General features: G+C 43.0%; 10 protein-coding genes and 1 pseudogene. 3 read left to right on the top strand and 8 right to left on the bottom strand.

Annotated features, from left to right (window positions below):
- The 7 genes and pseudogenes from VF500_RS00760 to VF500_RS00730 form a co-directional block, all read right to left on the bottom strand.
- Positions 1-748: pseudogene (locus VF500_RS00760) on the bottom strand (glycosyl transferase family 2); the annotation flags it as partial.
- Positions 749-814: 66 nt separating this feature from the next.
- Positions 815-994: a FeoB-associated Cys-rich membrane protein gene (locus VF500_RS00755; protein ID WP_330857842.1), complete on the bottom strand. Its 180-nt coding sequence runs from the start codon at positions 992-994 to the stop codon at positions 815-817.
- A 41-nt stretch (positions 995-1,035) separates the two neighbouring features.
- Positions 1,036-2,229, bottom strand: a complete 1,194-nt coding sequence (locus tag VF500_RS00750) for a hypothetical protein (protein ID WP_330857841.1) — start codon at positions 2,227-2,229, stop codon at positions 1,036-1,038.
- Between the two features lie 132 nt (positions 2,230-2,361).
- Positions 2,362-3,189, bottom strand: a complete 828-nt coding sequence (locus VF500_RS00745) for a type 1 glutamine amidotransferase (RefSeq protein WP_330857840.1) — start codon at positions 3,187-3,189, stop codon at positions 2,362-2,364.
- Positions 3,190-3,304: 115 nt separating this feature from the next.
- Positions 3,305-4,402 carry a carboxylate-amine ligase gene (locus VF500_RS00740; RefSeq protein ID WP_330857839.1) on the bottom strand — a complete coding sequence of 366 codons (1,098 nt, stop codon included), beginning with the start codon at positions 4,400-4,402 and terminating at the stop codon, positions 3,305-3,307.
- 123 nt (positions 4,403-4,525) lie between these two features.
- Positions 4,526-5,716: a hypothetical protein gene (locus VF500_RS00735; protein ID WP_330857838.1), complete on the bottom strand. Its 1,191-nt coding sequence runs from the start codon at positions 5,714-5,716 to the stop codon at positions 4,526-4,528.
- Between the two features lie 150 nt (positions 5,717-5,866).
- Positions 5,867-6,574 (bottom strand): esterase family protein, encoded by a 708-nt coding sequence (locus VF500_RS00730; RefSeq protein ID WP_330857837.1) that lies wholly within the window; start codon positions 6,572-6,574, stop codon positions 5,867-5,869.
- A 137-nt stretch (positions 6,575-6,711) separates the two neighbouring features.
- On the opposite strand from VF500_RS00730, the gene VF500_RS00725 reads away from it, so the two are divergent.
- Positions 6,712-7,527, top strand: a complete 816-nt coding sequence (locus VF500_RS00725) for an alpha/beta hydrolase (protein WP_330857836.1) — start codon at positions 6,712-6,714, stop codon at positions 7,525-7,527.
- Positions 7,528-7,535: 8 nt separating this feature from the next.
- Here VF500_RS00725 and VF500_RS00720 read toward each other — a convergent pair whose 3' ends face one another.
- Positions 7,536-8,042 (bottom strand): hypothetical protein, encoded by a 507-nt coding sequence (locus VF500_RS00720; protein ID WP_330857835.1) that lies wholly within the window; start codon positions 8,040-8,042, stop codon positions 7,536-7,538.
- 207 nt (positions 8,043-8,249) lie between these two features.
- Between VF500_RS00720 and typA the strand changes: the two genes are divergently transcribed.
- Positions 8,250-10,061 (top strand): translational GTPase TypA, encoded by a 1,812-nt coding sequence (gene typA, locus VF500_RS00715; protein WP_330857834.1) that lies wholly within the window; start codon positions 8,250-8,252, stop codon positions 10,059-10,061.
- 291 nt (positions 10,062-10,352) lie between these two features.
- Entirely contained in the window at positions 10,353-10,964 is a 612-nt protein-coding gene (locus VF500_RS00710; protein ID WP_330857833.1) for a YdeI/OmpD-associated family protein, read from the top strand.
- Positions 10,965-10,972 lie beyond the last annotated feature (8 nt).

Raw genomic sequence — 10,972 nt, 5'->3', positions numbered from 1 at the left:
TTTGCGTAACCAGGAAACCTTTTGCATGCAGGGTTTCATAAAGCTCTTTTTGAAAAGTAGTGTAGTTTTTGCTGTTTCGATCTTTAAGCTCATCAAAATCAACATTGATCCCCTTTAGCTTGTTTTTGGTCAGTGAGTTAACTATGCTGTTAATGAAGTTGCCACGGAGCACCTTGTTGTTAACAATACGTTCTACATCTTTTGTATCGTATCCTCCGCTTGCATTATCCTTATTTACGTAGTTTGACAGCGATACAATAATAGGCTTGTTATACTTTTTATTAAGGTTCATTAACCCGGTATCAAGCTTCGTTATTACCGTATCCGTGTTTGGGGCTATAAAAAAACCTTCGCTTACCACCATATCCAGGTGGCTAATGTTCACTACCAGCGAGTTGTAGGCCTGCGGTTCCCATGCACGGTAAAAAGCGGCATTGATACGGTCTTTATTGTTGGGCTGTTTAAGCTGGTGGAGTCTCTTGGCACGTTCAAGGGCTTCTATCTCAGACTTTTGAATTTTGAACGATTTGAATTTTGTTGACTGTTTTAACTTCTCAAGCTCCTCTTTGGTCATTTTTTTGGGAGCAGGATTAAGATTGGGGAGCTCGGGGTAATATGTTGAGCGGATAGTTACAATTACGGCTATAATACCAATAACCAATGCAGCCAGTAGTATACGGCTTAGCCATTTAAAACGGTTCCACCTACCGGGATTATCAGCCTGAAAAACTTGCTTGCTTGATGACATTAAGAGAAATTACTTTACTAAAAGTATTGGTTAGTTATGAAGATTGTATGAAATGGGAATTTAGCATTATTTGGCGGTTTTTCCAGGTTCAATACCCGAAAAATCAACACCGCATTTGCAATTGCCACCACAGCTTTTTTTGGTAGTAAGAGCCTTGTACATCATACGGCCGATGTAGAAAACAGCGCCTGCAAAAAGTATCGCGATAATGATGATCTGCATATTCATAAAGACAAAATTAAGCATTATTTAATATATACGTACAGACAGGGTAATTAGTACAAAGTTTAACGGGGCATAAAAGCAATTGTGCCGCCAACCCAGTTAAAATCCTTGTTATAACGTACGCCTATCATTTTTCCGCGGCTTAACCGTGCAAGGTTGATGGCAAGCGTAGGTTTTTCATCCCCAGCGGGCCAAAGGTAAAGCAGCCTGATCTCGGCCTTTACGCCACCTTCCGGCGATTGTACAACGGGCTCGTAATTTACCTTTTGCTGTAAGATCCAGTTCTCCGGATCTGTAATGGCCTCTAAATCCTCTTTACTAATATCAATAATTACACCCTGACCTGCAAAGGAGAACAACGGTTTAAGTACATAGTTTTCCAAATCGGCAGGAATTTGCGCTAACTGGTGCATAAACTGCGTTTTGGGGATATAATCACCGGTTAAAAAAGGCATGGTGAATTTGCTGATGCGGTAAAACCAGTTTGGATGTGTGATCCACTCAACCTCAAGGGGCTGCCTGATATCGGCAACCTTGGTGAATATCTCCGGGTCGCCTGCTATTTCATCAAATATCAAACGGTTGTAAATGCGTTTGATCTGCTTCTTTTCATCGCCGGACATGTAATAAAGCTTTTTACCATCCTGGATCAGGTCGCTTAACGATACCACCGGCGTGCCAATGTACTTTTGGGTAAGATAAAAATCGACCGCTGTTTTTTGTTCGGGGGCATTTACATCCATCAGCACAACTTCATCAGGTTGGTAGGGGCCAAGAACTGTTTTTTTAAGAAGATCCAGATAACTTTCTTTATTCAATCCGCTAAAAAAGATAGTTTCGTCATTTGGGAGATCATAAACTTCCCGGTAAGTATCGCCTAAATGAACCTGGAAACCATAAAGTGAAGGGAAGCCCTGCAATTCGATCAGTTTGGGTACGATATTTCCCTGCTCATCTTTACAGATCCCGAAATCCAGTGCGATAAAATGAGGATGATCATTTTCATTGGCTATCCGCCAAAAATCAGGAATGGCGCGTTCGGTAATTTCCTTAAAATCGGGCCTCAGGATGGTGTCAACAATAGCATCACCGGCAGCTATAAGCTTATCACGAAAATCAGCAGTCAAAAAAACAGGTGTTTCTGCTACGCGGAAAGGGACAGGTTCTTTTAAGTCATTATTGAGCTTATCAAGAAATTGACTGTATTTCTCGTCGCTGAATTTTTCGTTAAATGTTTTTCTAACTGATGGATTCATAGATGATTCATATTAACCATGTCATTGCGAGGAGGAACGACGAAGCAATCGCACGGAAGCGCGACCGCTCTGTATAGTATGCGGTTGCCGCGCTGCGCTCGCAATGACATAGCGTTATATATAGCATTATAATTATACCACGCCCAACACGCTTTCAACCGCCGCATCCAAAAAATTAGGGATCAGCGTATGCTGGGTATGTGTTATTTTGTCCTGATCATCGAGGCGTTCAAGCATTTCACGGTATTTAACCTCGCCATGCTCGCTGATCACTTCCTGTTTTTTTTCTTCGCGAAGCAGCATCCCTTTCATCCCCGCAGCGTCTGCTTCGGGGTGGAACTGTGTGGCGAAGAAATAATCATTGTACCGAATAGCCATCATTGCCCTCGGCAAATCAATATGCGGGCGCTCCTTCTCTATCGCTACCAGGTGCATACCCAATTCCTTAAAGCGTTTTTCATCCGGGTTGATCACCTGCCAGCTTCGCGAATCAACAGTGTAAAAAGGCTCTGCTAAACCTTCAAACAATGGTTCGTTCAAGCCCAGTTCAGTCTTATTAACAGGCAGCACCCCAAATGAAGGCGAACGGCGCATATTGATATCTCCCAGTTTGTAATGACGGCACATCAACTGGAACGAGTGACACACGAAGAATACATGCTTTTTATTGCTGTTGTTAGATAGGTTATGATCTTCCAGTTTGTTAACCAGGTTGAAGTACTTCTTTTCCCATTCGGTGCCCTCTGTTTCCAATGGGTTGCCAGGGCCGCCGCTTGAAATGTAAATGTCAAAGTTGAGATTTGCCATCTCGCATTTACGGCGAACATCAAAGATCTGGAAAGTTAAATTCAGATCATGTTCGGCCTTATATCGCTTTAAAATATCCTGGAAACCGCGCATACCTTCGTTCGCTATCCCATCATACAGATCAAGTATGGCCACTTTTATTTCCGGTTTCATATGCCCCCTCTAAATCTCCCCCTGAAGGGGGAGACTTTTAATTTTTGTTTGTAATTAAATATCAAGTCTTTTGATTAAAGCCCTCTCCCTTTAGGGGAGGGTTTGGGTGGGGCTTCTACAACCCCTTCAATGTTTGCGAGGTGATATAATCCACCACGTCGGTAAAGTTATTGTTTTGCTGGTAAATGGCCAGTTGCCTGTCGGCACCGGTGCCATGCTCCAATATATTATGTACGTATTGCAGGTCATCGCGCGAGCCAAGTTCATCAACAACATCGTCTACAAAATCAAGTAGTTCCAATATCAGCGAACGGGTATTTACCTCCATTTCCTTACCAAAATCAATCATTTTACCGTCGATACCGTAGCGGGCCGCACGCCATTTATTTTCATTGATGAGTGCACGCGAATAGTTAATGAACGTCATGTTTTGTGCCCTGAGCTTATACAGCTTAGCACACAAAGCCTGGAATAAAGCGGTAAAAGCAATGGTTTCATCAACCAGCATAGGGCAGTCGCAAATGCGGAACTCGATGGTTTCAAAGAAGGGATGTACGCGGATATCCCACCAGATCTTCTTGGCGTTATCAATGCAATTGGTTTTTACCAGCAGCTTAATGTAGCGGTCATATTCCTCAATGCTGCTAAAATAATCTGGTATGCCTGTACGCGGGAACTTGTCAAAAACCTTGGTGCGGAATGATTTGAAACCCGTATTGCGCCCTTCCCAAAAGGGTGAGTTTGTTGACAATGCATAAATGTGCGGCAAAAAGTACCGTACCTGGTTAGCAATGTGAATAGCCATATCGCGCGACTGGATGCCCACATGTACGTGCAACCCAAAAATAAGGTTTGAACGGGCAGCCTCCTGCATCTCATCCACAATTTCAAAATACCTCGGATTATCGGTAATCAACTGGTGCTGCCAGTGCGAAAATGGGTGCGTGCCGGCGGCGCCAATCCGCAGACCGATATCTCCGGCCAGCTGGGCCACGGTAGTGCGAAGCTTACTTACCTCTTTGCGGGCTTCCTGGGTATTGCGGCAAATATGTGTACCCACCTCAACTACAGCCTGGTGCATTTCGGCCTTTACCTGGTCTTCGTGGATCTTTTGCGCGCTGTCCACAATTTTTTGCTCATGCGATTTTAGTTCCCGGGATACGGGATCGATCACCATAAATTCTTCTTCAACGCCTAAGGTAAATTCGTTCATAATTGGTTAGGGTTAGTAAAAAACGTCATGCTGAACTTGTTTCAGCACCCCAATGCAGGGTATAAACCGTGCAAGTTTAACTTAGCAGGTGAGGTGCCGAAACAAGTTCGGCATGACTTTATATTATTTCTTAGCAGCCTTTTTTGGCTTAGGTGCTACTTTTTCTTTTACAGCAGTCGCTTTTACTACTGGTTCTTTTGCAACGGCCGGTCCTTTTACCACCGGCTCCTTCACCGCGGCAGCTTTTACAACCGGTGCTTTAACTGCTTTAGCTTTCTTCTCTTTCCCTTCTGCTTCAATAGCATGGTCAACCGCGGCTACTGAAACATCGGCTTTAACGGGGGCTTTTTTCACAGCCGCTACCAGCAGTGTTTTTGCTGCCGATGTTTTTACAAACTCGCCCCAGGTAAGGTTGTCCAGTCCGTCTTTTTGACCTTTGGCGCGTTCAATAGCATAATCGGCGGCGGTTTCGACTACCCAGTCAAAGTTTTCCTGGCCTACGCTGGTAACTTCGGCATCGGGGGCAGGGTTGCAGAAGTCGATTGCGTAAGGGATACCGTCACGTACAGCAAACTCCACGGTATTAAAATCGTAACCTAAATATTGGTTTAGTTTTATTACATAATCCTTAACAGTGTCCAATAGTTTTTTGGAGGCCGGAGCCTTACCATGCTCATAGCGCAGGTGATGCGGATTGCGAGGCTCATACTGCATAATGCGTACATGCTTGCTGCCAATGCAATAGCAGCGGAAATAATCGTCAAAAACAACCTCTTCCTGCAGCATCATTACATGTTGCTTTGTTTTATCGTATTTGCTGAAAAAATCTTTTTCATTTTCAATTTTGTAAACCTCTTTCCAGCCGCCGCCGTCAAATGGTTTCATATAGGCCGGAAAACCTACATAGTTAAAAATGCCGTTCCAATCCAACGGGTAAGCCAGGTTACGGAACGATTTATTGGTAGTATCATCGGGTAGTTCCTTTGACGGCAGGATCACCGTTTTAGGTACAGGGACGCCAATTTTTACGGCAAGGGCGTTATTGAAAAACTTTTCATCGGCGCTCCACCAAAAGGGGTTGTTGATCACGGCTGTACCGCAAATGGCGGCGTTTTTTAAGGCTGCGCGATAGTACGGTACATCCTGCGAAATACGGTCGATGATCACAGCATAGTCAAGCGGTTCGGCCTGCATTATCTTATCGAGCCGTACAAACTCGGCACTAATGCCTTTCTCTGTCTTTTGGTTTACGCGGTCCACAAATGCTTGTGGAAACGAATCTTCCTGTCCGAATAAGATGCCAATTTTTTTCATGATAATAGGTGTGTTTATGTGTTTGTTTTTCTTTGGTTTCTGGTTGATGTAAATCTCGGTCTCTATTTTTTCATTTCTTTACTTGTTTCCTGAAGGCTTGATCTCCTGTTTTTTATATTCTTGTCTCTTGAATCTTGATTTCTTGCTTCTTTATTTAATAGTAGATAAATAATGCGGGAACATTTCGCGCCAGATAGGCCAGTCGTGATTGGCAAACGGGCGGATGTCCAGCCAGTGTTTAATGTTTTTTTGCTTTAAAATGTTTGAGAGCTGAATGTTATACCCTTTACAGATGTCATGCTCAGATGTACCAAGGATGATATTCATTTTCCAAAGGTCCTGTTGATTGTCGCCCGGCAAAAAATCAACCGGGTTATTGTAAAAGATAGTATCATCATAATAGCCATCGGTAAACATCTTAATATCAAAAGCCCCTCCCATACTAAACAGGTGCCTTACCTTTTCGGGATGTTTAAACGCGAAATTAGCTGCGTGGTATCCACCAAAACTACAACCGGCAACAGCTACTTTGCTCACACCTGTTTCATGCATGGCCCAGGGAATAAGCTCGTTCATCAGCATACGATCATATCCGGCATAAGTTTTGGCCCTGTCGGCCGGGTGGATACCTTTGTTATACCAACTGCGGTCGTCGATGGTATCGGGGCAGTAAACTTTCACCAGGCCGTTATCAACAAACCATTTTACGCTCTCGATCAGGCCGAAATCTTTGTTTTGATAATAGCGGCCTTTGGTGGTAGGGAAAACGATCACGGGGTAACCACGGTCGCCGAAAACCAGCATTTCGAGGTCGGTGTTGGTGTTGGGGGAGTGCCAGCGGTGAAATTTTTCGGTCAAAGCAGTGTAGTTTTTATAATGATTGTAAGTTAGGAGGTTTGTTTGAAAAAGGCAACAGCCTGATAATATTAATCCTTAGCCCCAAAAAGTAAAAAGTATAGCTTACTTTTGCGCCCTTAATTTTAATTTAGAAAGAGATGTACCCGGGCTGGCTTGATACTGAAATGACGATAACCGAACAAGATATAAATATAACCTCTGCACTGCTTGCGCGAGACGTGACTTTAACCATCCTGAAACCGGAAGATAGCGATATTGCCGAGCCCCTGAACCTGCTGCTGCTTAACGACGGGCAGGAACTTGAAAACCTGGGACTAAAGGCAACACTCGAAACATTATATAATACCAATCGCCTTAAACCAGTATTGATTGTGGCTATCCATGCCGGTGATGACCGCCTGGATGAATATGGAATTGCCGGTAAACCCGATTTTAAAGGCAGGGGTACTAAAGCTGATATCTATACGCAATTTATAAAAGAAGAATTGCTGCCTCAATTAGAACAATTGACAGGTTTTAATGAATTTGATACAACTGCGTTCGCGGGCTTTTCGCTTGGCGGTTTATCTGCTTTTGATATTGTTTGGAACAACCCTGCATTGTTTAATAAGGCCGGCGTTTTTTCTGGCTCATTTTGGTGGAGGGGGAAAGACCTTGCCAAAGGTTACACTGAGGCCGATAGGCTGATGCACCAGGTAATAAGGGAAACCAAAGCTAAACCGGCTATCAGCGCCTGGCTGCAGACCGGCACCAAAGATGAAACCAGCGACCGTAATAAAAACGGCATTATTGATGCCATTGATGATACCATCGACCTGATCAGGGAAATGGAGGCCAAAGGTTTTAAACGCCCGGAAGAAATTCAATATGTTGAAGTAGTAGGAGGTAGTCACGATACTGCTACCTGGGGCCGTGCAATGAGTAAGTTTTTGGTTTGGGCTTTTGGGAGATAAGGTATAGTTTAATTACTTATTTCTACAGTAGATACAAACTCATCCTTCTTTTTGATATCTGCATTGGGAGCTAAAATTGATGACACACTATAAAGCTTATTGCCAATGATGAACATGAATAAGAAGTATTTTTTGCTTTTATTGTCAACTCCGGTACTGGTATAGTTGGTAAATCCTTTCCATGTCCCTATTTTAAAATCTTCGAGCTCAACAGTAGGAAGGCTTTTTAATATACCTGCTTTTAGTTGGGATGCAAATTCTGGTGTAGTTTTATAAGGAGCAATTGCCGTTGAATCAACACCGGCAGTCGCCGCAAAATCAACGACGGTAAAAACGTAAGTTATCGACGTATCTTTGGATGTTGCAATGAATGTACCTTTTATTCCTTCCACCGGCTCAGTAGGAAATTTAAGTGAAACACGATTGTCGGCTTTATGGGTTATCCAGTTAGTTTGGGCATGGATTATATTGACAGCAAATATTACCGTGAACAGGAGCGTGATAAGTTTTTTCATTTCGATCTAAATTCAGCAAAAAATATAGAATTGAAAATAAAATTTGAAGAAAGAGGTGACATTTAAAGTCGTCAATCTATCTTTAAGGCTTATCCTATAAGCGTTGATTGGTAAGCTTAATGTATTAATTATCAACTATAACTTGTAAACGCTTTAAAATCTCATATATTAAGTGTACCTTTGCGCCAAATTTTAGGGAGCATTTTCATGCAAAAAATAAGAAATATCGCGATTATAGCGCACGTTGACCACGGTAAAACTACTTTGGTTGATAAAATCCTGCACAGCTGTGCCATTTTCAGGGACAATGAGCAAACCGGAGAGTTAATCCTCGACAACAATGACCTTGAACGTGAGCGTGGTATCACCATCGTTTCAAAAAACGTATCTGTAAGGTATAAAGATGTTAAGATCAACATTATCGATACCCCTGGTCACGCCGATTTTGGTGGCGAGGTTGAGCGTGTATTGAAAATGGCCGATGGTGTATTGTTACTTTGCGACGCTTTTGAAGGTGCTATGCCTCAAACACGTTTCGTAACTCAAAAAGCTTTGGCTTTAGGCCTTAAGCCAATTGTGGTTGTAAACAAAGTTGATAAAGAGAACTGCCGCCCCGAAGAAGTTTACGAACAGATCTTTGAATTATTCTTCAACCTTGAAGCTACTGAAGAGCAGCTGGATTTCCCGGTTATCTACGGTTCATCAAAACAAGGCTGGATGAGTACAGATTATAAAAAACCAACAACGGATATTTTCCCGTTGATGGATGCCATTTTGGAAAACATTCCTCCTGCACCTATTGCTGAAGGTACTTTACAGATGCAGATCACTTCGTTAGATTATTCATCTTTCGTAGGCCGTATCGCTATCGGTAGGGTTGCCCGTGGTACTATCAAAGAAAACCAGCCGGTATCATTGGTAAAACGCGATGGCACTATCCAAAAATCAAGAATTAAAGAACTTTATACATTTGAAGGTTTGGGTAAAGTACGTGCTGCAGAAGTTAGCTCGGGCGATATCTGTGCCGTAGTAGGTATTGAAGGTTTTGATATTGGCGATACCATTGCCGATTTTGAAAAACCGGAACAACTGGAAGTAATTAAAATTGATGAGCCAACAATGAACATGTTGTTCACCATCAATACTTCACCTTTCTTTGGTAAAGAAGGTAAATTTGTTACTTCACGCCACCTGCGCGACCGTTTGTACAAAGAGATGGAGAAAAATCTGGCGCTTAAGGTTGTTGAAACCGAATCGCCTGATTCATATTTAGTGTATGGTCGTGGTATCCTTCACTTGTCGGTATTGATCGAAACTATGCGTCGTGAAGGTTACGAATTGCAGGTTGGTCAGCCACAGGTTATCGTTAAAGAAATTAACGGTGTTAAATGTGAGCCGGTTGAGACCCTTATTGTTGACGTACCGGGCGATGTTGCCGGTAAAGTAATTGAGCTGGTAACCCAACGTAAAGGTGATCTGTTGATCATGGAGCCTAAAGGCGACCTGCAACACCTTGAGTTTGATATCCCCGCACGCGGTATCATCGGTTTACGTAACAACGTATTAACTGCAACAGGCGGCGAGGCTATTATGGCACACCGTTTCAAAGCATACGAACCATGGAAAGGTCAGATCCCGGGCCGTTTAAATGGTGTATTGGTATCAATGGATACCGGTAAAACTACTGCTTTCGCTATTGATAAATTACAGGATCGTGGCAGGTTCCACGTTGATCCGGGAGTTGATATTTATGAAGGCCAGGTTTTAGGCGAGCACATCCGCGATAACGATTTGGTTATTAACTTAACTAAAGGCAAGCAGTTAACCAACATGCGTGCATCAGGTAGCGATACCAACGTACGTATTGCTCCGGCTATTAAATTCTCATTAGAGGAGTCAATGGAGTATATCCAGGCCGATGAGTACATTGAGGTTACACCGCAAAGCATCCGCTTACGTAAGATCTATCTTAACGAGAACGAACGTAAGATCAACGCTAAGAAATTTACCAGCCAATAATATTTGGTAAACAAGCATATGAAGCCCTCCGGTTAACCGGAGGGCTTTTTTTGTGTTTGTATATTATCAATAGCAGACAGTAGGCACCTACGGAGCCAAATACAGCTTTTATATTCTGCTATAAACACGTCACTCCTCTGGAGTGTACAATACTAAACTCCGGAGGAGTACCATGTTTATAGTAAACAACAAAAGGGATGTTGGCTCCGTAGGTGCCTCCTGTTATAAAAGCGATGCTCCTCCCAAGGCTGCTATACTTAACTCTCCGTTGAAATTGCTAACTTTAATTTTATGGAACATTACGACAGCCGGGTTGATGCCTACATTGAAAAATCGCCTGAATTTGCCAAGCCGATACTGGAATACTTACGCGAACTTGTTCACGAAACGGCACCCCAGGTAACCGAAACCATGAAATGGAGTACTCCTTTCTTCGATTACAAGGGAGTGGTTTGCGCCATGGCGGCCTTTAAGCAGCATTGCTCGTTTGGGTTTTGGAAGGCATCATTATTGTACGATCCGCAAAAGATATTGAGCCTGGCTGATCAGGCAGCCGGAAGCTTTGGCCGCTTAACGAGTATTGATGACCTGCCGCCGAGAGAAGTATTGGTTGAATTTATACTCCAGGCCATAGCCTTAAATGAAGATAATAAAGTAAAACCAGCACCGCCAAAAAAGGCCCCTACCGAACGGGCGGAATTAGTAATACCAGACTACTTTATAAAATTTTTAGAGGCTCATCCGCAAGCCTGGCTTAATTTAAACCAGTTTAGCTACTCGCAAAAAAAAGAATATATAGACTGGATAATAGATGCAAAAGCTGAGGCTACCCGCCTTAAGCGCATGGAAACAGCTGCTGAGTGGCTTACTGATGGTAAATCAAGGCACTGGAAATATAAATAGAAGAGAAT

It is taken from the genome of Mucilaginibacter sp. (assembly GCF_036383575.1).
Taxonomy (GTDB): Bacteria; Bacteroidota; Bacteroidia; order Sphingobacteriales; family Sphingobacteriaceae; genus Mucilaginibacter.
The sequence above is the reverse complement of the archived record's forward strand: the minus strand, read 5'-3'. Positions and strand labels throughout refer to the sequence as shown.